The organism is Anaerococcus lactolyticus S7-1-13 (assembly GCF_000758765.1).
In the GTDB taxonomy this organism is placed as follows: Bacteria; Bacillota; Clostridia; order Tissierellales; family Peptoniphilaceae; genus Anaerococcus; species Anaerococcus lactolyticus.
This window is the reverse complement of record NZ_JRMW01000002.1, coordinates 1-22,511: the sequence shown is the minus strand read 5'-3', so window position 1 is coordinate 22,511 and position 22,511 is coordinate 1. Positions and strand designations below refer to the sequence as shown.

General features: G+C 34.3%; 26 protein-coding genes. 16 read left to right on the top strand and 10 right to left on the bottom strand.

Features of this window, described 5'->3' with window-relative positions; all coding sequences use genetic code 11:
- Window positions 1-174: 174 nt before the first annotated feature.
- Window positions 175-1,734 (bottom strand): IS1182 family transposase, encoded by a 1,560-nt coding sequence (locus HMPREF1630_RS00130; RefSeq protein WP_037325895.1) that lies wholly within the window; start codon window positions 1,732-1,734, stop codon window positions 175-177.
- Window positions 1,735-1,940: 206 nt separating this feature from the next.
- Between HMPREF1630_RS00130 and HMPREF1630_RS00125 the strand changes: the two genes are divergently transcribed.
- Genes HMPREF1630_RS00125 through HMPREF1630_RS00115 form a run of 3 tightly spaced genes read left to right on the top strand, consistent with a single transcriptional unit; the run spans window position 1,941 to window position 3,803 of the window.
- On the top strand, window positions 1,941-2,324 hold the full coding sequence (locus tag HMPREF1630_RS00125; protein WP_037325891.1) for a GntR family transcriptional regulator: 384 nt from the start codon (window positions 1,941-1,943) through the stop codon (window positions 2,322-2,324).
- Window positions 2,317-3,153: an ABC transporter ATP-binding protein gene (locus HMPREF1630_RS00120; protein ID WP_037325889.1), complete on the top strand. Its 837-nt coding sequence runs from the start codon at window positions 2,317-2,319 to the stop codon at window positions 3,151-3,153. The genes HMPREF1630_RS00125 and HMPREF1630_RS00120 overlap by 8 nt, the downstream gene beginning before the upstream one ends.
- Window positions 3,153-3,803, top strand: a complete 651-nt coding sequence (locus HMPREF1630_RS00115) for an ABC-2 transporter permease (RefSeq protein WP_004828227.1) — start codon at window positions 3,153-3,155, stop codon at window positions 3,801-3,803. Before HMPREF1630_RS00120 ends, HMPREF1630_RS00115 begins: the two co-directional genes overlap by 1 nt.
- Before the next feature lie 229 nt (window positions 3,804-4,032).
- Here HMPREF1630_RS00115 and HMPREF1630_RS00110 read toward each other — a convergent pair whose 3' ends face one another.
- The 3 genes from HMPREF1630_RS00110 to HMPREF1630_RS00100 are packed head-to-tail and all read right to left on the bottom strand — an operon-like array spanning window position 4,033 to window position 7,392.
- The gene (locus HMPREF1630_RS00110) at window positions 4,033-4,965 is read right to left on the bottom strand and encodes a 1-phosphofructokinase family hexose kinase (protein ID WP_037325887.1); all 933 of its coding nucleotides are present in this window, start codon (window positions 4,963-4,965) and stop codon (window positions 4,033-4,035) included.
- Window positions 4,966-4,976: 11 nt separating this feature from the next.
- Window positions 4,977-6,356 (bottom strand): UDP-N-acetylmuramoyl-tripeptide--D-alanyl-D-alanine ligase, encoded by a 1,380-nt coding sequence (locus HMPREF1630_RS00105; RefSeq protein WP_037325886.1) that lies wholly within the window; start codon window positions 6,354-6,356, stop codon window positions 4,977-4,979.
- Complete coding sequence (locus HMPREF1630_RS00100) at window positions 6,349-7,392, bottom strand: D-alanine--D-alanine ligase family protein (RefSeq protein ID WP_037325884.1); 1,044 nt, start codon at window positions 7,390-7,392, stop codon at window positions 6,349-6,351. The genes HMPREF1630_RS00105 and HMPREF1630_RS00100 overlap by 8 nt, the downstream gene beginning before the upstream one ends.
- A 460-nt stretch (window positions 7,393-7,852) precedes the next feature.
- Here HMPREF1630_RS00100 and HMPREF1630_RS00095 point away from each other — a divergent pair, with 460 nt between their 5' ends.
- The 4 genes from HMPREF1630_RS00095 (at window position 7,853) to HMPREF1630_RS00080 (ending at window position 10,968) form a co-directional block, all read left to right on the top strand.
- Complete coding sequence (locus HMPREF1630_RS00095) at window positions 7,853-8,662, top strand: aggregation-promoting factor C-terminal-like domain-containing protein (protein ID WP_037325883.1); 810 nt, start codon at window positions 7,853-7,855, stop codon at window positions 8,660-8,662.
- 151 nt (window positions 8,663-8,813) lie between these two features.
- Window positions 8,814-9,083, top strand: a complete 270-nt coding sequence (locus HMPREF1630_RS00090) for an ACT domain-containing protein (RefSeq protein ID WP_037325881.1) — start codon at window positions 8,814-8,816, stop codon at window positions 9,081-9,083.
- 1 nt (window position 9,084) lies between these two features.
- A complete protein-coding gene (locus HMPREF1630_RS00085) occupies window positions 9,085-10,434 on the top strand; it encodes a PFL family protein (RefSeq protein ID WP_037325879.1) in 1,350 nt (449 codons plus the stop codon).
- A 9-nt stretch (window positions 10,435-10,443) separates the two neighbouring features.
- Window positions 10,444-10,968 (top strand): peptidylprolyl isomerase, encoded by a 525-nt coding sequence (locus HMPREF1630_RS00080; RefSeq protein ID WP_037325877.1) that lies wholly within the window; start codon window positions 10,444-10,446, stop codon window positions 10,966-10,968.
- 39 nt (window positions 10,969-11,007) lie between these two features.
- On the opposite strand, the gene HMPREF1630_RS00075 is transcribed toward HMPREF1630_RS00080, so the two are convergent.
- Genes HMPREF1630_RS00075 through yajC form a run of 5 tightly spaced genes read right to left on the bottom strand, consistent with a single transcriptional unit; the run spans window position 11,008 to window position 13,996 of the window.
- A complete protein-coding gene (locus HMPREF1630_RS00075; protein ID WP_004828245.1) occupies window positions 11,008-11,439 on the bottom strand; it encodes a PTS sugar transporter subunit IIA in 432 nt (143 codons plus the stop codon).
- Window positions 11,439-12,431 (bottom strand): PTS system mannose/fructose/sorbose family transporter subunit IID, encoded by a 993-nt coding sequence (locus HMPREF1630_RS00070; protein WP_004828247.1) that lies wholly within the window; start codon window positions 12,429-12,431, stop codon window positions 11,439-11,441. The genes HMPREF1630_RS00075 and HMPREF1630_RS00070 overlap by 1 nt, the downstream gene beginning before the upstream one ends.
- Window positions 12,421-13,218 carry a PTS mannose/fructose/sorbose/N-acetylgalactosamine transporter subunit IIC gene (locus HMPREF1630_RS00065; RefSeq protein WP_004828249.1) on the bottom strand — a complete coding sequence of 266 codons (798 nt, stop codon included), beginning with the start codon at window positions 13,216-13,218 and terminating at the stop codon, window positions 12,421-12,423. Before HMPREF1630_RS00065 ends, HMPREF1630_RS00070 begins: the two co-directional genes overlap by 11 nt.
- A gap of 16 nt (window positions 13,219-13,234) precedes the next feature.
- Window positions 13,235-13,711 carry a PTS N-acetylgalactosamine transporter subunit IIB gene (agaV, locus tag HMPREF1630_RS00060; RefSeq protein ID WP_037325876.1) on the bottom strand — a complete coding sequence of 159 codons (477 nt, stop codon included), beginning with the start codon at window positions 13,709-13,711 and terminating at the stop codon, window positions 13,235-13,237.
- Window positions 13,712-13,720: 9 nt separating this feature from the next.
- Complete coding sequence (gene yajC / locus HMPREF1630_RS00055) at window positions 13,721-13,996, bottom strand: preprotein translocase subunit YajC (RefSeq protein WP_037325875.1); 276 nt, start codon at window positions 13,994-13,996, stop codon at window positions 13,721-13,723.
- Window positions 13,997-14,532: 536 nt separating this feature from the next.
- Here yajC and HMPREF1630_RS09580 point away from each other — a divergent pair.
- The gene (locus HMPREF1630_RS09580; RefSeq protein ID WP_081931837.1) at window positions 14,533-14,886 is read left to right on the top strand and encodes an IS3 family transposase; all 354 of its coding nucleotides are present in this window, start codon (window positions 14,533-14,535) and stop codon (window positions 14,884-14,886) included.
- A 423-nt stretch (window positions 14,887-15,309) separates the two neighbouring features.
- Here the strand turns inward: HMPREF1630_RS09580 and HMPREF1630_RS00045 are convergent, their stop codons facing one another.
- The gene (locus HMPREF1630_RS00045; RefSeq protein ID WP_037325874.1) at window positions 15,310-15,624 is read right to left on the bottom strand and encodes a PTS lactose/cellobiose transporter subunit IIA; all 315 of its coding nucleotides are present in this window, start codon (window positions 15,622-15,624) and stop codon (window positions 15,310-15,312) included.
- A gap of 199 nt (window positions 15,625-15,823) precedes the next feature.
- Here HMPREF1630_RS00045 and HMPREF1630_RS00040 point away from each other — a divergent pair, with 199 nt between their 5' ends.
- The 8 genes from HMPREF1630_RS00040 to HMPREF1630_RS00005 form a co-directional block, all read left to right on the top strand.
- Entirely contained in the window at window positions 15,824-16,879 is a 1,056-nt protein-coding gene (locus tag HMPREF1630_RS00040) for an ABC transporter substrate-binding protein (RefSeq protein WP_037325872.1), read from the top strand.
- Between the two features lie 36 nt (window positions 16,880-16,915).
- Complete coding sequence (locus HMPREF1630_RS00035) at window positions 16,916-17,704, top strand: ABC transporter permease (RefSeq protein ID WP_037325871.1); 789 nt, start codon at window positions 16,916-16,918, stop codon at window positions 17,702-17,704.
- A gap of 1 nt (window position 17,705) precedes the next feature.
- Window positions 17,706-18,479: an ABC transporter permease gene (locus HMPREF1630_RS00030; protein WP_037325869.1), complete on the top strand. Its 774-nt coding sequence runs from the start codon at window positions 17,706-17,708 to the stop codon at window positions 18,477-18,479.
- Complete coding sequence (locus HMPREF1630_RS00025) at window positions 18,461-19,237, top strand: ABC transporter ATP-binding protein (RefSeq protein WP_037325868.1); 777 nt, start codon at window positions 18,461-18,463, stop codon at window positions 19,235-19,237. Before HMPREF1630_RS00030 ends, HMPREF1630_RS00025 begins: the two co-directional genes overlap by 19 nt.
- 8 nt (window positions 19,238-19,245) lie before the next feature.
- Window positions 19,246-19,989 (top strand): ABC transporter ATP-binding protein, encoded by a 744-nt coding sequence (locus tag HMPREF1630_RS00020; RefSeq protein ID WP_037325866.1) that lies wholly within the window; start codon window positions 19,246-19,248, stop codon window positions 19,987-19,989.
- A gap of 1 nt (window position 19,990) precedes the next feature.
- Window positions 19,991-21,433: a sulfatase-like hydrolase/transferase gene (locus tag HMPREF1630_RS00015; protein ID WP_052039330.1), complete on the top strand. Its 1,443-nt coding sequence runs from the start codon at window positions 19,991-19,993 to the stop codon at window positions 21,431-21,433.
- Window positions 21,434-21,506: 73 nt separating this feature from the next.
- Entirely contained in the window at window positions 21,507-22,064 is a 558-nt protein-coding gene (locus HMPREF1630_RS00010) for a chromate transporter (protein WP_037325864.1), read from the top strand.
- Window positions 22,054-22,511: chromate transporter (locus HMPREF1630_RS00005; RefSeq protein WP_037325863.1), on the top strand; the 458-nt coding region annotated here is incomplete at its 3' end. The genes HMPREF1630_RS00010 and HMPREF1630_RS00005, both read left to right, overlap by 11 nt.

Here is a 22,511-nt window from a genome sequence, read left to right as displayed (position 1 = left end):
TAAAAAAGGTGATGTTGCAGAATAGTTAAAACTATTCTGCTCATCACTTTTTTCTTGGATATTTGTATCAAGCTATTTAATTATATAGAAATTTTAAAGGTAAAGATAAATTTTTCCACAATTTTCCTAAAAATAGGCTCAAGTAATAGAGCTCCTCATTTTAACATTTTTTTCTTAGGCAGCTTTGTATTTTATGATTTCTAAGTTCCTATTTTTAATTTTTGAAGCTAATTTATTTAAGTTTAGTGCCATTGATAGAAGGCATATTTCACTTATTATATTTGCTTTTCCTCTGTGATGAAATCTATTGTAGTTTAAGCCTGACTTTATTTTAGAAAAAGCTCCTTCAGCTTGGATTGATCTATTTAATCTTTCTTCTATTCCTTGGTCAGATTTTATATTTTCTAAGGATTCTTTTCTGTATTTTTGGAATGTTTCTGCTATGTAGATTCCTTTGGTTTTTTGGCCACCTTTGTTCCGGTCAAAGCATCTGTAGACTTTACTTATACTTACATAACCACTTTTCTTTTTATCGTACTTGTCTTTACATCTAACAAAGATTTTTCCTTCTGGTGATATGTATTTGTCTTGAATGTCATCATAGACTAAGCTTTCCCTAAATTCTTGCTCTTTTTTATATTTTCTTGTTTTGGATTGTTCGTAGTTTGATGGTTTTATGTAGGATTTTAGATTGTTTTCTTCTAAGTATACATAGTTTTCTTCACTTTCATACCCTGCGTCTGCTACTATCCTATCTAAACTATTTGGATATTTTTCTATTAGTTTTTTTAAGAATGGTTTTAGGGTATACATATCATTTGGGTGATGAGATACATTTTCTCCTATGATGAAGCCTGAGGCACTTGCTAGTTGAATATTGTAGGCTGGTTTTAACTGACCATTTCTCATGTGGTCTTCTTTCATTCTCATGAATGTTGCATCATGGTCTGTTTTTGAGTAGGAGTTTCTGTAATCTCCCATTATTTCTAAATGCTCTTGATAAGTTTCTAGCTTGGTTTTCCAATCTTTTAGCTGTTCATAGTTTCGTTGAAGTTGATGTTTTCTTTTGCCCTGCCCATATACGAAGTTTATTTTCTTTTCTGTACATTCTTTACTTACTTGATTAAAGGCTATTTTTACTACTTCTAGTACTTGAGATGGACTTAAGTCTTTATTTAAATCAAAGTGTTTTATTATTTTTACTCTTAATTTTTCTTGCCATTTTTCTATGCTTCCTCGCCATACAAAGCTGTATCTATTGGCATAGGCTTCTATTTTTGTTCCATCTATGTAGATGCTTGATAGGTCTATTTGTTTTTCTTCTATTAGTATTTGGACCATTTGATTTAATAGATTAGGAGCTAGTTTTACTATTTTCTGTCTAAATCTATTTATTGTGGAGTGATCTGGTGGAGTTTGTCCATCTAGGAGATATTTTATTCTTAGATCATATTTGCATGATTTTTCTATTTCCCTTGATGAGAATATTCCTTCTGAATAGCAGAATACTATTATTTGAAGCATGGTTACTGGATTTACAGTAGGTTTTCTTCCAAATGATGAGTAGACTTTATTTAGTTCTGTTAGTTCTATCCTTTCAATTATATTTTTTACAAGCCTTAGTTTTATATCATCTTGGACGTATATTTCTGTGTTAAAGTTTAATTTTAATTGAATTGTATCATTAACTAGTGTAAAATTGGTTAGTGATGATGTATTACTATTTTGTTTCATAAATACATTGTATCAGAAAAAGACGAGGATGTTTAGTTTCCTCGTCTTTTTTCTATGTTGGGACTTATGCAACAGCCCCTTTTTGTGGAGATTTCCTGTCAAAATGTTTTTTGAGGTTCTATTTATAGTTATTTTTTGGAATTTTATAAAATTCTTGACAAGTGTTATAAACTGTTATATACTGTTATAGAGGAGAGGGGAAGAAATTGAAGATTATTATTAAAAATGGGTCGGCAGTCCCTATTTATGAACAAATTAAAAACGCCATTAGAGATGAGGTTTTGAAGGGAAATCTCAAAGCAGGGGAGAAACTGCCTTCTGTGAGAAATCTTGCCCGAGAGCTTTCTATTTCGATTTTGACTGTCAAAAAAGCCTACGATGAGCTTGAGAGTGAGGGGTTTATAGAATCTCGCCAGGGCCTTGGGACCTTTGTCGGAAAAGAAGACCCAAATCTAAGGCTTGAAGAAAAGCAGAAAAAACTCGAAGAGGCTTTGCTTGAGGCTCTTAAGATTTCAAAAGATATAGGAATGGAGAAGAACTCTTTATTTGAACTTTTAGAATATTTGTATGAAGGAGATTTTAATGACTGATAAAATTCTAGTAAAAAATCTTGTCAAAGATTATGACAAATTTAAACTCGGACCAAATAATTTTGCTATCAAAAAAGGTTTTGTAACTGGCTTTATCGGCAAAAACGGTATGGGAAAGACAACCACCATCAAAGCCCTTTTGTCTCTTATAAACTACGATGGGGAAATTTTCATAGATGATAGAAAAATAGAAGATTTAGCTTATCTCCAAGATGTGGGCCTTGTCATGGATGATTCCTTTTTGGGCAAGGACTGGACATTGGACCTAGTTAGCAAGGCCATGGCTGTAGGCTATGATAGGTGGGATTCTATGACCTATTATCAATATCTTGATAAATTTGAACTTGAAAGAGAGAAAAAAGTTTGTGAATTATCAAGGGGAATGAAGATTAAATTAATGCTTGCAGTTGCTCTTTCCCATGACGCAAAAATCCTAATCCTAGATGAGCCAACAAGCGGCCTTGACCCTGCCATGAGGGATGAACTTGTGGATATGATTTTAGACTTTATGGAAGATCCTGCTCATACAGTTTTGTTTTCTACTCACATAACTCAAGACCTCGATAGGATTGCTGATTACATAGTTTTCATAGACCAGGGTAAAATCGTCTTTGATGGCAGTAAGGATGAGTTTTATGACAAATTTTTACTCATAAAGGGTGGACTTGATGATTTTGACAAGATAAAAAGCTATAAAATTTATGGGCAAAAGAAGACTAAGGTCAATTTTGAAGCCCTGGTTTTAAGGGAAGACTATAAGGAAGATGCTGACCTAGTGGCAGAAGTGCCAACAATCGACCAAATAATGATTTATTATGGGAGGATCTAATGGATATTAGAAAACAAATTAAACTAGATATAATTTCAATGAAACCCTATTATACTTTAAAAAATTTAATCATAATATTAGGTATATTTCTTTATAATTCTTTTATTAATAAATCTCCTATAGGATTGGTTCCAATGATACTGTTTTTTGCTGTAATGTATTCATCTAATCCATTTTTGTTAGGGGAAAATTCTGGCATTGATGCCATATATAAAATTTTTTCCATAAATAGTACAAAGGTAGTTATAGGTAGGTATATATTAGCTTGCTTGATATTTATGGTGGCTAGTCTGGTTGGTTTCTCAATCTATGCTATAGTTTATCAAATAAAAAATATGCCAATGGGGATTGATATGTTGATGTTTATTGGTAGTAACTTTGTTTTGTATGCAATAGTTATTTCTGTTCAATATCCGATTTATTTTAAATACGGCTATGCTAAAGCAAGAATCTTTTGTTTTTTACCAATATTTATAATTGCTGTAATAGGAATGGCTCTAGGGTATTTTATAAAAGATTTTGGGCCAATTATTAACTTTGTATTAGAAAAGCAAAGGATGCTTATAATTGGACTTTGTATCCTAATTGTCCTTTTTCTTACTATTTCTATCACACTTTCCATTAAATTTTATAAAAAAAGAGATTTTTAAATTAAAAATCGTAGGCTATAGACAAAGTCATTTCTGATGTCATTCAGACGAACGAAGTGAGGAAGAATCCCGTAATTTATGGGATTCCTCGTCCCCTCGGCTCCGCTCGGGGTAAACTATATGGTGGATTCTCTGGCGGAATGACGTATGTTTATATACTTTGTCGACATTCTGAGATTTTTAAATCAAAAAATCGTCCAGGCTTTCAATGTGCCTTGGACGATTATTTTTATTCTATTATTTCAATATCGACAAGTGGGAGGATTTCTAAAATTTCTTCCCTGGTTGGTAGGTCTAGGACCTTGGCTGTGGCGCTTGCTGCGGCTACTGCTACCATGTAGGATTCGATTGGGTCGTTATCCCTCACTAGGGTGCCGACAAAGCCTGCTATCATCGCATCTCTACAAGCAACGGTATTTACTATTTCCTTATCATCATTAACTGGATTTGCTGCATAAATACCATCTCTGGTAAAGAACATAGATCCGTCTTTGCCGTAGGAGATTATAACGTACTTAGCGCCTTTTTTAATTAGGTCTTTGCCGTAAGGAAGGTATTCCATCTTATCTTTTATTTTCACCTTGTAGATGGCTTCAATATCTTCACCATTTGGTTTAACTAGTAGGGGTCCTCTTTCTACCATGTTCATTAGGTACTGGCTTGGTACGTCAGCTATGAAATATGCGCCATTGGCCTTGGCGATTTCGACCATCCTGTCGTAGATGTCTGAGTCTTCACCATTTTCCATAGGTGGGACAGATCCGCCGAAAATGATTGTGTCGCCTTCCCTAACCCTTGATAGGTAGTAGAGGAGTTCTTCAACTTCTTCTGAGGAAATGGTTGGACCTTGGAAATTTATTACAGTTTCTTTTTTATCTTCGAAAATTTTTATATTAATCCTGTTAGATTGTTTTATATCAACAAAGTCAGCGAGGATTTCCTCTTTTTCTAGCCAATCTTTTATGAAAAGTCCTTGGTAAGAACCGAGAAAACCTGTGGCTGTTGTTGGGATTTTAAGTTGGGATAATATTCTTGAAACATTTATTGCCTTACCACCAGGTAGGGTTCTTTCGGTTTTGATATTGCTATTAAAACCAGGGTTCAATTTATCAACTTCTACATATAAATCTATAGAAGGGTTTAGGGTTACAGTATAAATCATAGATTCCTCTTTCATATATTAAAGTTTTTTATCGATTCAATTATTTCTTCCATGTGCATGCCGTGACTACCTTTGACAAAGATGAGGCTTGCACCGATGACTAGGGACTTTAATTTTTCTATTAATTCATCCTTGTGGTTAAAGTAAAAGGCTCTGTCGGCTGGGAAATTTTCGAGGCTTGCCTCATACATTTGTTTGGCAAGGGGACCATAGAAAAGGGCATAGTCGATTTTTTTGCTATCAAGCTTTTTGCCAACTTCTCTGTGGAGGTCTACTTCGTTTTCGCCTAGCTCAAGCATATCAGCAAGACATACTATCTTTCTTTTGTAGCCTTCGAGCATATAGGTTGTTTCAAGGCCTGCAAGGAGGGATTGAGGATTTGACTTATAAGAGTCATCCAAAATATCAAAACCATCACATTCCAAGAGCTCTGTCCTGTTTTGACTAGACTTAACCTCCATAAAACCAGCATCAATCATTTCTTTATTAAGACCTAACATTTTGCTTATCATCACAACAGCCGCCGCATTGTAGATGTTGTGTTCACCCATAAGTGGGACTTCGAAGTGGTCGTTTTCGTGGGAAAAACGAATTACAGATGTTGGCGACTTTTCAAAAAATATCTTAAAATCAGCCTCATCACTCCTACCAAAGGAGAGAACCTTTTGTTTGATATCGTAAGTTGGAATCTCTTCTTTCATGGTTGGGTCATCGATGTTGTAGATAAAAATCCCGTCGTCTTTCATGCCTTCAAGGATTTCAAGTTTGGCTTTTAGGATGCCAGACCTGGTTTTGAGGTTGTGAAGGTGGGCATCACCGATATTGGTAATCATAGCTATATGAGGTTTTACCATCCTTGATGTTAGGGAAATATCTCCAAAATTATCTGTACCAAGCTCTATAATTGCAACTTCTGTGTCAGGGTTCAGGCTTAGGACAGTTTTTGGAACTCCGATTTCATTATTTAGGTTGCCACAAGTTTTCTGAGTCTTATATTTTTCTGATAGGATCTTATATAATAGGTCCTTTGTAGTAGTCTTTCCATTAGAGCCGGTAATGCCGATTACCTTGCAGCTAAGTTCTTTTCTGTAGGCAGTAGCAAGGTCTTGGAGGGCTTTTTTTGTATCAGCCACCCTTACATAAGGGATGGAAACAGTTTTGTTAATCTTTGTAGGATCATCGATTATAAAGGCTTCAGCACCCTTATCTTCACATTCTTTGATAAAAATCCTACCGTCAAAGACTTCGCCAACTAGGGGAATATAAAGTTCGCCTGGGTCTATAGTTCTTGAATCAGTTGAAACTCCTTTGATTTTTATAGCGGAAAATTTCTCGTCTGAAATTTCACCATTAACCATATGAGCGATTTCACTTAGAGTTTTCTCAATCATTTTTAGATCTCCTAAAGCCATCATCTATTAACTTATCAAGGATAGACGAAAAATCTACATTATAGAGGTTCATAGCCATCCTTGCAAAAAATGATGAAGGGGTAAAGCCTGGGAAGGTGTTAATTTCATTTATATAAAATTGCTTATCATTTCCATAGAAAATATCAACTCTGGCAAATCCTTCGCAACCAGCAGCCTTGTAGCAGGCTCTGGCAAAGTCCTTGGCTTTTTGTTTGTCATTTTCGTCCATCTTGTAAGGAAGTTCTTCCCTAGTTGATTTTGAAAAATACTTGGCATCCCAGTCTAAAAATACGTGGTCAGTAATATAAGCTGCAGGGTCAGAGACATCTATCTTATCTGAATCTCCAAGGACAGCAAGTTCTATTTCTTGGCCAATAATTAATTCTTCAACCAAAAGTTTTCTGTCATATTTGAGAGCTTCAAGCCCTGCTTTTTTGAAATCTTCCTTGTTTTCAACTCGAGAAACACCCACTGAAGAACCGTTAGCAGATGGTTTAACAATAAGGGGAAGACCGACATAGGCAATACAAGAATCCATAAAGTCATCATCAAAATCTTCCTTATAGCAATACTTGTACTTGGCTTGCCTTAATTTAGATTTTTCAAAAATGCCATTTGAAGTCACCTTATCCATGCAAATTGCAGATGAAAGTAGTCCGTTACCTATGTATTTAAGTCCTACTGCATCCAAAAAGCCTTGGATTGTGCCATCTTCGCCGTAGGTCCCATGGACTACAGGGAGAATTATGGTATTTTCTAAGTCTTCCTTTGACACTTCCAAAAGGAAGTCGGCAATGGATGCTTGGGCAGACTTGTCAATTTTTTTTACGAGGGAAAATTCATCAGTTGGATCAAAGTCTTTGAAAGTTGGCGAAAATTTTCCTTCCTTATCTATATATACGATCTTTTTTTCGTACTTATCCTTATTTAGGTTTTTAACTATGTTAAGAGCGCTTCTAAGAGCTATGTCATGCTCACTTGATGGCCCTCCGCACAAAATGTATACAGTTTTCATAGTTTCTCTCTTTCTATATATATCTAAATAAATTTTACTACATATAAAAAATATGGGCAAATATATCTGTATATAAAGGAAAATTCATTTGACTTTGCTAGGAGATATTCTTTTTGGGAGTTAATAATAATTATCAAAAGTTACAAAAAGTTAGTGAATTATTACAATAAAAAGTTAGGTTTTAAAATTAACAAACTAGGAATAACTCATCTTTGACAAATATATTTCATAGAAATTCAGCGTGACGAGAGGTGAGCGCAAGACAGAAAAGCCTTAAAATCAAAGTTTTAGCATGGGCTGTAAACATTTTGTAATTATTTACTTAATCTACATAATTTACACACAATTAAAAGTTATACTATAACTCGTAATAAGTAATTGTTATCAATTTGTAACTATTGTAACAAATTGTAGCGAAAAATATGAAAATAATTAATTCACATAGATAAAAGGAGTAAAAATGAAATTTATAACAAAGTACGCCCTAGCAGCAGCCCTAGTAATACCGTCGGTATTTGCCTTCGGTTCACACAAGGCAGAAGCAGCAAGCGCTGTTATCAATAAGGACCTAGCAAACGGAGTAAACGTGAGAAGCGAAGCTAAGCTTGGAGATAATATTATCGGTCTTATCGACGATGAAGACTCTCAATATGAGATTAAGGATAAGAAAGATGGTTGGTTACTAATTGATTTTGAGGGCAAGGATGCCTACGTATCAGCTGATCTCTTCCACCTACTTGAAGAAACAGAAGTTGTTTCTGCTACAAACTTTAGAAAAGAAGCTAGCCTTGATTCAGAAATCATAGAAGTTTTGGATAAGGGAACAGCTGCAAAGGCATTGGAAATAGCTGATAATGGTTTTGTAAAGGTAGAAATTGACGGAAAAGTTGGATATGTTTACAACAACCTATTAAAAACTTTCAGAGAAAAAAACGAGAAGGTTAAGGCTCAAAAAGTACAAGAACAAAAGGCTCAAGCTAAAAAGGCCCAAGCCGCTAAAAAACAAGCGCCAGCAAAGAATACAAACCAATCTTACAAAGGCTCAACAAATTGGGCTAAGGAATGGATAGCTCAAAGAGAATCAGGTGGTTCATACACTGCCTACAACCCAAGAGGTGGCTATTATGGTAGATACCAATTAAACCCATCCCTAGTTCGTTACGGCGCAAGTCCAGCTGAACAAGAAGCAGCAGCAGATAACTATGTAGCTCAAAGATATGGCTCATGGGAAAATGCTCAAGCATTCTGGCAAAGAAACGGTTGGTACTAGAATACTAAAGCTCAGTTTAACTGGGCTTTTTTTGGTGGGGAAATTAAGTTTTTATTTATATGAAAATGGTGAAAGTATTCAAGAGGCTAAAAATCTTTCCTTTATTCTAATAATATAATAAAACCGGGGTACAATGAATATGGAGGATTTTATGAAAGCAATACTTACTATTATTGGAAAAGATAGACCGGGAATAATTTACCAAGTGACAGAGATTTTATATAACTATAATATAAATATATTGGATATGAGCCAAACTATTATGGAAGATAAGTTTGTGGCTATGATTAATATTGATTTAACAAAGGCTAATGCTGATTTTGGCAAAATTACAGCAAGTTTTGATGATCTTTCTAAGCAAACTAAACTTGAAATTAGAATTCAAAACGAAGAAGTTTTTGATGTGATGCATAGGATTTAAGATGGATAAGGCAAATATTTTAGAAACAATAAAAATGCTTGATGAAGAAAATCTTGATATCAGGACTCTAACCATGGGTGTTAGTCTACTTGACTGTATCGACCCTGACTACATAAAGGCTTGCGATAAAATTTACGATAAGCTTATTAGGGAGAGTAAGGATTTTCTAAAAGTGTCTAAGGAAATTTCTCAAATTTACGGAGTGCCAATTGTAAATAACAGGATAGCTGTGACCCCGATTTCCTTAATCGCTGCGGCAACAGACCTTGATGACTACACACCATTTGCGAAAACTCTAGATAAGGCTGCAAAGGATATTGGTATTGACTTTATTGGTGGATTTTCTGCCCTAGTTGAAAAGGGAATGACACCTGCTGATGAAATTTTGATAAAATCAATTCCAAGAGCTTTGGCTGAAACAGATTTAGTTTGTGCTTCAATTAATATTGGCTCTACTAAGGCTGGAATCAATATGGATGCAGCCGACCTTTGTGGAAAGACTATAAAAGAATTGGCAGCTAATACTGAAAATGCTTTCGGCTGTGCAAAATTGGTTGTTTTTGCCAATGCTGTTGAGGATAATCCATTTATGGCAGGCGCCTTCCACGGAGTTGGTGAGGCTGACACAGTGATAAGCGTTGGTATTTCAGGCCCAGGAGTAGTTAAAGCAGCCATTTCTGGTAAAGAAAATTTAAAAATAAATGAAATTTATGAAATAATCAAGAAAACAGCCTTTAAAATCACAAGGATGGGTGAATTAATTTGCCAAGAAGTTTGCAAAAAACTTGATAAAAATTTTGGTATAGTTGACCTTTCCCTTGCTCCAACACCTGCTATTGGCGATTCTGTTGGTAGGATTTTACAAGAAATCGGCATTGATAAGGTAGGGGGCCATGGCACAATTGCTGCCCTTGCCATGTTAAATGACGCAGTTAAAAAAGGTGGAATCATGGCTAGCTCCAGGGTCGGAGGTCTTTCAGGTGCTTTTATCCCTGTTAGTGAGGATGAGGCTATGATTGAAGCAGCCGGCAAGGGTTGGATTAGTTTTGATAAGCTAGAAGCAATGACTTGTGTTTGTTCAGTTGGCCTTGATATGATTGCTATTCCAGGCAAGACCACTGCGGCTAGCATTTCAGCGATGATTGCAGATGAGGCTGCCCTTGGAGTAATAAATAATAAGACGACAGCAGTGAGACTTATCCCTGTTCCAGGCAAGGACGTGGGGGATCAAGTAGAATTTGGTGGTCTACTTGGCTACGCTCCAATTATAGATGTGGGCGAGTCAGATTCAAGTATTATGATAAGTAGGGGAGGATACATTCCTGCTCCTGTTCATTCTTTTAAAAATTAAGGAGGAAGTATGACAGACAAAAATCCAATAGTGACCTTCATGATGGAAAATGGAGATGTAATCAAGGCTGAGCTTTATCCAGACCTTGCTCCAAATACCGTAAATAACTTTATTTCCCTAATTAAAAAGGGCTTTTATGATGGGCTAATCTTTCACAGAGTAATTAAAAATTTCATGATCCAAGGTGGCGACCCAGAAGGCACAGGCATGGGTGGACCAGGCTATGCTATTAAGGGTGAATTTAACCAAAATGGTTTTAAGAATGACTTAAAACACGAAAGAGGAGTCTTGTCCATGGCGAGAAGTTTTATGCCAGATTCAGCCGGCAGCCAGTTTTTTATCATGCACAAGGATAGCCCACACTTAGATGGAGAGTATGCAGGTTTTGGCAAGGTTATCGAAGGAATTGACGTGGTAGATAAGATAGCGGAAACAAAAACTGATAGACAAGATAGACCAAAAGAAGATGTGAGAATCAAAAAAGCAAGTGTAGAAACTTTTGGCAAAGAATATCCAGAAGTAGTGAAAATGTAAGAATTTAAGTATAGAAAAGGCCCCAATTGGGGCCTTTTCTTATATACCATCTTCTTCAAAGTCATCAACTTCTTCTTTTTTTGTTTCAAAGACGATTAGTGATTCTTTGGCAGTTTGAATTATATCTTCAACACCTGCATCTATATCATCACTATCTGAGTTGATTGCTGTATAGAGGCTTGCAAAATTTAAACCTCCAATTACTCTGACATTTTCCCTATCTCCTAGGGTCATCACTGACCTATTAAATGGTGTGCCACCTGCAAGGTCTGCTAGGATGAAGATGTTTTTATAGTTTTTTGTTAGTTCTTCGTAGTCAACTAGAAGTTTTTGATCAAAAGCTTCTAGACTATCGTTGTCTTTAAATTCTTCTACTCTGACATTGTCAAACTCGCCAGCTATCATCTTAATGGCAGAATATACGCCACTAGCAAGGCTTGCATGACTTACAGCTATTACCGCATTTGCCATTAGAATAATCCTATATAAGATCCTACTACACCCATTGCTAATAGAAGCATGATACAGTAAATTGGTGTCCATTTCTTCTTAGCAAGTAACCAGTAAAGTAGGAGAGTTATAGCAAGAGGTACTAGGTCTGGAATGATTCCGTCTAATACTTTTTGGATATCGATTTGAACAGGTTGTTCTTCGTAAGTTGTAAAGGAAATTTGGCTCTTACCATTGCCAAGATCTTTTACTGCTGCGCCATCAGCCATCTTATCCTTGTTGCCATCAACATAGAGGTAGCTAGCATAGTCAGGAAGCTCTGCATTATCAACTATGGTTTGGATAGGAACTGGAGCTTGGGTAGTACCGTTGTCCACCTTTAGAGCAATTTCTGTTGAACCATATACAGATACTAGGGCACCAACGACAATAACGCCGAGGATTGATGCAGCTCTTGTAAATTCACGAGCATTGGCAGTCAACATATCTATAGCAGATTCACCCATCTTATAAGACCAATTCATTAGCCAGTAACGGATTGCAAATTGGAAGATGTTAAATACTACTAAGAATAAGATTGGACCTGCAAAGTTACCTTGGAGGGCCATGTTTGAAGATATACCTGCTACAATTGGTACAAGTGTGAACCAGAAGAGGGCATCACCGATACCACCAAGAGGTCCCATTGCGGCAACTCTTACCGCTCTGATTGTTGGTATATCAACCTTGTTTTGTTCTAGTGAAAGGATAATACCCATTACAAAGTTGATTAAGAATGGGTGAGTGTTGAAGAATTCAAGGTTGTGTTCCATTGACTTAGCCAAGTCTTCCTTGTCTGTGTGGATTTTTTCAAGACCTGGAAGGATTGAATAAAGCCAACCTGCAGCCTGCATTCTTTCGTAGTTGAATGATGCTTGAAGGAATAAAGACCTCCAAACCATTTTATTTAAAGTTTTCTGATCTAAGTGAGGACTTGGATTTAGATCTTTATATTGCATATCATTATATTCCATCTTCTTCTCCTGTCTCTACTACAACTGTACTTTTCATCTTGGTATTGATTTGGTAATCCCAGAATGCAATCGCAAAACCGATAGCAGCGATTAATAATAGGGCTGCACCTGAAAGTGATGCATTTGCCATAACGATAACAGCAAGAGCGAAACCTACAAAGAAGAAACCCCATAGGTCACGAGAAATCATTAATCTTAATAGAACTGCAAAACCAACATATTTCATCATACCACCTGCAACGCTAAGTCCGTGCATGAATGTTTCTGGAATTTTGCTTGTAAGTTCTGTACCGAATGTTGAACCAGCAATGAAGAAAAATACTACGATTAAACCAAAGATTGTACCTAGGGCAATCATTGATAGGTAATTAATCTTTTCAATTCCCTTTGGATTAGCTTCCTTGGCATATTGGTCAGCCTTAGACATTACTGGAGCCATTAGGGTAAAGATTAGGGTAACACCGTATTGGCCGAGTAGGGCAAAAGGTATAGCTGCTGCTACTGCTGCGTTTGGTTCAAGACCAGAAGTTATAGCAAAAATAACTGCAACAATTCCACCTACTACAGCATTTGGTGGTTGAGCTCCACCTACTGGCATGTTACCAATGGTCATTAGTTGGTAGCTTGCGCCAACTATCAGACCGGTATGAGCATCACCTAGAATCCAACCTACTATAGGACCGGTTACGATCGGTTGGTAAAGAGATTCTAGGAATGAAAATTGATCTATAGCTGCTACGAAAGTAACTATAAATATTAGAATTACTTGTAAAATATTAATATTCATTTTTTCCTCCTAGGATTTATGAGAATAATTTGTTTATATCTTCGGCGCTTTCTGTTGGAACCTTTCTAATTTCTAGATTAACACCTAAGTCTCTAAGCTTTTTAAAAGCCTCCACGTCCTTATCATCAACTGCAACAACGCCTGCAACTTGTCTTTTACCATCAGCCATGTGCATATTTCCAATATTTACATCTTTAATAGGCACACCACCTTCAACTAAGGTAAGAACGTCTTCTGGGCTTTCGCAAATGATAAAGATTTTTTGTCTGTCTGCTGCCTTGTGGATGGTATCAATTGTCTTTTGTAAAGACCAATACCTGGTAGCAACACCTGTAGGAGCTGCCATATCCATAAGGTTTTGCCTCATCTTTTTCTCAGCAACATCATCGTTAGCAACAAGAATAAGGTTAGCACCGATATGCTTAGTCCACTGGGTAGCAACCTGGCCGTGGAGTAACCTGTTGTCAATTCTTGTAAGTAATATGTTTGGCATCTTTCCTCCTTAACTTATAATCTCACTTATTGAGTAACGACTTACTTTCATGTTAACATCCTTGGCTACATTGATAATTGCTGTTTCTTCATTAAGGCTAACAATCTTACCATAAATTCCGCCAGTTAACATGACTTCCTTACCAGGTTTAAGATCCTTGTGAAGTTTTTCAAAATACTTTTTCTTTTTCTTAAGACTTATGTGAGAAAGTATTTGACTTATTACTCCAAAGATAGCAATAAAGACTAATAAGACCAAGGATGTTCTTGCAATTTCAGCTGGCATAAAACCTCCTTTCTTAATTCGACTCAAAACCACTAAAACATTTTCCTCTAATAAAAAAGTATTTAAAATTTCAAATAAGAAAAAGAATAAATTCCTTTTTTATATTCAGGAAGAAAATATTTTGGTAAAAATTTACAGTCTTATCTGGTAATTACCATAATTATAAAACATAAATTTACTTATGTCAATAGATGGATTTACTAATGAAATCCTCAACAAAAATAAAAGATTTTTTTGGGATAAGGTTTTCTTTGATTGCCTATAAATAATATCAAGAAAGAAGTTAAGAAAAGTGACTACAATATGAAAATTGATTCAAAAAACTAAGGATTTCTTATTTATATAAAAATATAGTATAAATTTTATAATTAGAATTTTTAATAATGCTCCAAAGGTAAGATATGTTGTTGAAAAGTAATAGAACAATGCTATATTTTTTTGGAATGAATTAATTAAAATAATGATGAACTTATATAAAATATTTCAATGTGGAGTATTAGAATTGAAAATTATAAGAACAAGTTACAAGACTTGTTATAATCCTTCAATATTCCAAAATCAACACACTTGTATTTGAAAAACGATTAAATAGACCAAATAAAGATATAGAAATAGAAAAGAAAATACTTAAGATAAGAAAAGACAATCCAAACTATGGCTACAGAAGAATAACAGCAATGTTAAAAAGATCAGGACTGATAATAAACAAAAAGAAAGTACAACGATTAGTTCAAAAGTTAAAATTTCAAGTAAAAAGTTATTCAAGAAAATCCAGAAAATACTCATCCTACAAAGGACAGATAGGAAAAATATCAGACAACAAAATAAAAAGAAATTTCAAAGTAGAAAAACCATACATTCAAATGATAACAGTTTTTAAGTATTTGTAAAAAAAGGAACATATCAAATAAAGTAATTTATCTTAACCCATACTTAGATATGTACAAGATTGAAATACTAAGCTATGAAATATCAAAATAGCCACCATACGAATACTTAAAACAAACAATAGAAGATTTTATAAAATATTATAGTTAGGAAAGGATAAAAGAAAAATTAGGTTACTTATCACCAGCAGAATATAGAAAGAAAAATGTAGCATAAAAATTTCCTGACTCTATGAGTAGGAAAGAATAAATAAATACCAGAGCTAGCTTGGTTCTAACTCTGGTATTAGGTCTGACTTTGTGGGGTTGGCTTAGAATGTGAAATTTTTTGGAAAGTTTAGACCAATCCCAAATCGTTACAACCTTATTTTTGATTAGTTGCATAGATTTTCTGATTAAGCTATGTCTTTTATTGATAATAATTATTTAGTTATTATTCTGATATAATAAGACTAATTCTTTTGCTAATTTTAAATAAAGTTCGCTAAACATTAGATGGTCCTGTGCGTGAATTAGCAAAGGTCCAAATTCGATTTTTTCCTCTCTAGCCTCAGAATTAAGCAATTCTGTTTGAAAGTTGTGTGCTTCAATAATTATTTTATTTGCTTCTTCAAGTTTCTCTTTAGACTTATCAAAACAATTATCTTTAGCTAAAGATAATGATTTATCAATACTGTCCATAGCCTTACCTGTTCTTGAAATTATATTAAAACATATTTCTCTGACTTCTAATTTATTCACGTTTTCCTCCTGATAAAAATAGATATAATTTTAAAAAAAATATATATTTCAGTGACTACTATACTCTTGTTCTGATAAAATACAAAAAGTTTGACTTTATAAAAACAAGATGCTATAATAAAAACATGGTAATTACCATTATATCAAGAAATCGTTTCTACAACAAAGAATCAATATGAGTAGAAATAGGAGGTAAGAAATGAAAAAAAATGGAATGTTGTCAAAATTTGCTATGATGCTTGCTGTTGCACTGTTAGCAACTTCATGTTCTAGTAGCACTAAGAATGAAAAAAAAGCCGAAAAGAATGAAGCGGATCAAGTTTTAAGGGTTGCTATTAATCCTTATTTGAACAGTTTGCCAAATGTTATAATCCAGCAAAATAAATTAGATGAAAAATATGGATTTAAAATGGAAACCACAATGTTTTCTTCTGGTGCGACAATGAATGAAGCGTTAGCAGCAGATGAATGGGATGTTGGCGAAATGGGAGCTGCAGCTGTTACTGGGGTTGCAAACTACGATATGTTAGTTATTGGTGAGGTTCTAGAATCGTTAGATGGCTTGGGCATTTTTGCAAAGCCTGATAGTGAAATAGCTAAATCAACTCCGGCTAATTCATCAATTAAGGATATTAAAGGTAATGCTGACACAGTAAAAGGAAAAACAATATCTTTGCCTGTTGGTACAGCACAACATTTTACTACTTTAAAATGGCTAGGTGAATTAGGTTTAACTTCTAATGACGTTAATATTGTGAATATGGATTCAGCTCAAGCATATCAATCTTTGGTTGCGGGCGAGGTTGACTTAACTGCTCTCAATGTTCCTACATTCTTAAAAGCTAAAGAAGATGGAATGGTGGAAGTTGGAAACTTGGCTAATTTAGGAACTAGATATGTTGATATGATATGTGCAAATAGAAAAATTGTAGAAAATAATCCTGAGTTGGTTGAAAAATATCTAAAAGCGTTTTTTGAAGCTAACGAAATTATTGAATCTGATAAAGATAAAGCAGCTGATATAATGTATGAATGGCTTAAGAGTGAAGGTTCTGAAACAAGTAAGGAAGATAATTTAGCAGATCTTAAGAGGGCGAATTATTTTAGTTATGATCAAATGAAAGAAAGAGTTAAAGATGGAAAATTCGGAAACTTTGCTAAGGAACTTGGTAATTTTTATATAGAACAGGGACAGTTAGTAAAAGAAGATTCTGAAAAATTTGATAATAATATAATAGATAAATTTTTCAAGTAAATTATTTGACAGGATAAGTTAGTATGGAGGAATAGTGTGAGTAGTAAAAATAATGCTGTAACAAGTAAGAGGTTACTTTCGTCATTAACGTTAATAATAATATTGGGAGCTTGGTATATATCTACTGATTTACTTGAATTAGTTTCTCCTAAGATGTTACCTAGTCCAAGTACCGTTATAAATACATTTTCATACAAAATTCAAGGCGGAACAGTTCCTGATGGTTCTTCATTAGCAGCACATATAATGTCTAGTTTAAAAATTGCATTAGGAGGTTTTTGTGCTGGATCAATAATTGGCGTACCAATGGGAATAGGTATGGCCTGGAATGAGAAGCTTAACAAGTTTGTAAAGCCACTTTTTGATTTACTAAGACCAATACCAGCTTTGGCTTGGATACCTTTGATGATTTTATGGCTTGGAATAGGTTATTCATCAAAGGTGGGAATTGTATTTTTTGCATCAGTAATAGCTGCAACACTCAATTCTTATGCAGGGATAATGCGAACTAAAGATGTTCACATATGGGTAGCTCAAACTTTTGGTGCTAGTCGTAACCAATTACTATTTAAGGTTGCTATTCCAACTGCTATGCCAATGATTTTCACGGGATTAAGACTAGCACTTGGATCATCTTGGGTTGCCCTTGTTGCTGCAGAATTAGTTGCAGCAACAAGTGGTTTAGGTTATATGATACAAATGGGAAGAATGGTTGGTAGAACTGATATAATATTTGTAGGTATGATTACTATAGGTTTGATAGGTTTATTATTATCAAAAGGTTTAGAAACATTACAAAACAAATATGTTAAGGGAGATATATAGTATGTTAAATAATAGAAAAAATAAACCTATTTATAGCGTTATAGCGATAATAGTATTTTTAGGAATTTGGCAAGTATCTAGCATGCTTGTCGCAAATGATTTGTTTTTACCCTCTGCTATTGATGTAGCAACAAGTTTTATCAAATCGTTTGTTAATCCTATAGGTCGAGAAACCATGCCAATCCATATTATAAGCAGTCTATATAGGGTTCTAGTGGGATTTTCTTTATCTTTGTTTGTAGGTATTTTGCTAGGAGTAGGAATGGGGTTTTCGAAAACTATTGAATCGATTTTTTACCCAATATTTGAATTCATTAGACCAATTCCTCCTTTAGCGTGGATACCTATGTCTATCATATGGTTTGGATTATCAGATATGAGTAAGTTTTTTATAATATTCCTTGGAAGTTTTTCATTTGTTACACTTAATACATATGAGGGAACCAAGAATGTTGATAAGGAACTAATTGGTGCAGCATTAATGCTAGGAGCATCAAAAACTCAAGTTTTCTTTAAAGTAGTTTTACCGGCATCAGTACCAGACATTTTTGCTGGTATACAGATTGGTGTAACATCTGCATGGTCATCTGTTGTTGGCGCTGAAATGGTGAGATCAGATAATGGTGTTGGATGGATTATAGTTAGAGGTATGAATAAAGGTGACACAATTCAAATAATGGTAGGAATGTTAGCTATTGGGCTTGTAGGATTCTTGCTTGTTCAGCTAACATCGTTTATCGAGAGGAGACTTCTTGTATGGAACAACAAAAACTAGGTGAGACAGTACTATCAATAAAAAATTTATCTAAAACCTATGTAAGTAAAGATGGGAAAACAAAGAATCACGTTCTTGATGATATTTCTTTTGATGTATATAAAAATGAATTTTTAGTAATATTTGGACCGGGACAAAATGGTAAAACAACATTATTAAAATGTTTGGCAGGTTTGGAAGAAAAAAGTCAAGGAGATATAAGATTCAAAGATGGTGAAGTTACTGGGCCTAACCCTGCATTAGGTTTTGTATATCAGTCTATAGCCTTATTTCCATGGTTGACAGTTAAAGGTAATGTTGAATTTGGTCCTAAAGTAAGAGGTGTAAAGGCAGAAGAAATTCCAATTACATCACAGAAATATATTGATTTAGTTGGGTTAAGTGGATTTGAAAACAGATATCCTTCTCAACTTTCGGGTGGTATGAAACAAAGAGTTGGTATAGCTAGAGCATATGCTAATAATCCAGAAATATTATTTATGGATGAACCTTTTAGTGCTCTTGATGCACAGACAAGATATCTAATGAGTGATGAGTTACAAAAAATATGGCAAAAAGAAAAAAGAACAGTAGTTTTTGTAACTAATAATATAGAGGAAGCGATATTTTTAGCAGATAGAATAATATTACTTTCAAATTCACCAGCTAAGATAAAAAAGGAATATAAAATAACTTTACCACATCCAAGAGATTATGTAGATGAGGAATTTCTTAAATTGAGAGAGGAAATTACCCAAAATATGGACAAAGTACTATAGGTGATTATATGAGTGATAATGTACTAATAACAGTAGAAAATTTAACAAAAAGTTTTGGAGATTTACTTGTTTTAAATGATGTGTCTTTCAAAGTTTTTGAAGGAGAGTTCTTGTGTATTGTAGGACCTACAGGTTGTGGGAAAACTACATTTTTAAATACTCTAGTTAATCTTTATCCTGCTACTAGGGGTGAGATTCTTTTGAAAGGAAAGCCAGTAGATCTAAGAAAAAATAGTATAGCATATATTTTTCAAGAAAATTCAACTATGCCATGGTTAACGGTTGAGGAAAATGTAAGGTTTGGTTTGGATATTAAAGGTGTAAGTAAGAATGAATCTAGAGTGAGAGTAGATAAATACTTAAAAATGGTTGGGCTAGATGAATATAAGAAATACTATCCTCGCCAATTATCAGCAAGTATGATTCAGAGAGTAAGTATAGCGAGAGCATTTGTAACCGAGCCAGAAATTTTATTGATGGATGAACCATATGGTCAACTTGATATTGAATTGAGAATGGCACTAGAAGATGAATTGTTAAGAATACAAAAAGAAACAGGAACAACAGTTATATTTATAACCCATAATATAGAAGAAGCTGTTTACTTAGGGGATAGAATAATGATATTAACAAATAAGCCAACTAGTGTTAGGGAAATTGTTGATGTTAATATACCACATCCTAGAAATATATCTGACAAACATTTCGTAGAGTATAGAAATAAGGTTACAGACTTAATAAAGTGGTGGTAGCATGACAAATAAATTGGGTAAAAATATAATTTTAATATTGTCAGATGATCAAGGTTATTGGTCTTTAGGATGTTATGGAAATAAAGAGGTAATAAGCCCCAATATAGACTCTTTAGCTAGAAATGGAGTTTTGTTTAAGGATTTTTATTGCGTATCCCCAGTTTGTTCGCCAGCGAGGGCTAGTATTTTAACGGGTAAAATACCATCAGCACATGGAGTTCATGACTGGATTGAAGATGGTACCGATGAAAGAAAAGCTGTTGAATATATGAGCGATTTATCTAGTTACGTTAATATACTTTCTAATAATGGATACAATTGTGGCCTTTCAGGAAAATGGCACTTAGGCAATAGTAAGATTCCTCAGTTTGGATTTAAACATTGGTTTGCGCACCAATCTGGTGGTGGTCCTTATTATGGGGCGCCAATGTATAGAGATGGTAAATTATACCATGAAGAAAAGTATATTACCGATGTAATTACAGATGATGCTATTGATTTTATTGAAGATAATAAAAACAATAGATTTTATCTGCATATCGGTTACACAGCTCCGCATGCACCATGGTTAAATAATCATCCTAAGGAATTTACTGATTTATATAAGGATTGCGAATTTAATAGCGTTCCTGAACTTACTTATGATAATTATAATAAAGATAGTGTATATTTAACTAAAGAAGTTTTAAAGGATGTAAGATCTAATCTCATAGGATACTATTCTGCCATTACAGCGATGGACTTTAACATAGGCAGAATAATTGATAAATTAAAAGAAAATGAACTATTAGATGATACAGTTGTGATATTCAGCAGTGATAATGGTTTTAGTTGTGGACACAATGGATTTTGGGGTAAAGGTAATGCCACATTTCCTTTAAACTTATATGAAGAAAGTGTAAAAGTTCCGTTTATCATATCACATGGTGGAATGATAAAAAACAAGGTAGTTGATCAACCAGCTTCAGCTTATGACATAAGGCAAACTATTTTAGAGTTAGCAAACCTGGATGATGAAAAAATTGATAAATTACCAGGAAAATCAATTATTCCTATTATTAATGGATTTAAGAATAATGAACCTATTGTTGTTTTTGATGAATATGGTCCTAACAGAATGATTAGATATAATGATTACAAGTTAATAAAATGTTATCCATATGGGGAAAACAAATTATTTGATTTAAAAGAAGATCCTTATGAAAATCATAACCTTTATAATGAAAAAAAATATAAAAACATTAAAGACATTATGAATGTAATATTAGAAGATTGGTTTTTAAAAAATTCTGAAAGTTGGAAAAATGGTATTTCATTAAATGTTTATGGTTCTGGACAAATTGGTAAACTAGATAAAAATAAAAATAATGAGGATAATTTTTTGCTTGATGATTATATAAAAGATACTCAGTATTACAAAAGAATGAACGAAAAAGATGATTAAATTCAAATGAAAAAAGTTTTATCTGAATAGAATCTGAATTAGGTAAATTTAATTTAGATTTATGGTATGCATAATGGAAAATAAATTATGGAAAATTTTTAAATCAACCCTATACCTATCAGCCTTCACCTTCGGTGGGGGCTATGTCATACTAACTTTGATGAAAGATACCTTTGTAGATAAATTAAAATGGATAGACAAAGATCAAATGCTAGACATGACAGCCATAGCCCAGTCGGCACCTGGGGCAGTGGCAATAAATGCCTCGATAGTAGTAGGCTATGAAATATCAGGCCTTCCTGGCATGGCAGTAGCTATTCTAGGCACAGCCATCCCACCCCTCATAATAATTTCAGTCATATCAATGTTTTATGAAGCCTTCATAGCAAATTATTATATAGCAAGCTTTCTAAAAGGCATGCAAGCAGCCATAGTCGCCCTAATATTCAAAGTCAGTTTTGATATGGGGCGTGACCTCTTAAAAGAAAAATCCAAAATAGTTCCGGCAATAATGGTCACAGCCTTCATATTAGGATATTTTCTCAAGGTAAGTATAGTCTATATAATTGGCAGTCTCATCCTATTGGGACTAATAAACTCTCTAGCAAAAAGGAGGAGCCATGTTAATTAAATTATTCATAAGCTTTTTTAAAATTGGACTCTTCTCCTTTGGTGGAGGCTACGCAGCCCTCGCCCTAATCCAACAGGAAGTAGTAGTCGAAAATAGCTGGCTAGCTGTAGGAGAATTCAACGACCTAATCACAATCAGTCAAATGACCCCAGGACCAATCGCCCTAAACTCAGCCACCTTCGTAGGCCAAAGAGTGGCAGGTTTCCCTGGAAGCCTAGCCGCAACAATAGGCTGCATCCTACCATCAGCCATTATAGTAGGCGCCCTATCATATTTTTATAAAAAATACAAGGATATAGACATAATGGCAGATGTCCTAAAATTTTTAAGACCAGCCATTGTAGTAATGATCCTAATAGCAGGCCTAGACATCCTAAAAACATCCCTATTTGATATAAACCCAGTAGCATTTGAAAACTTGAATGTAAAAATGCTGGGCCTATTCAT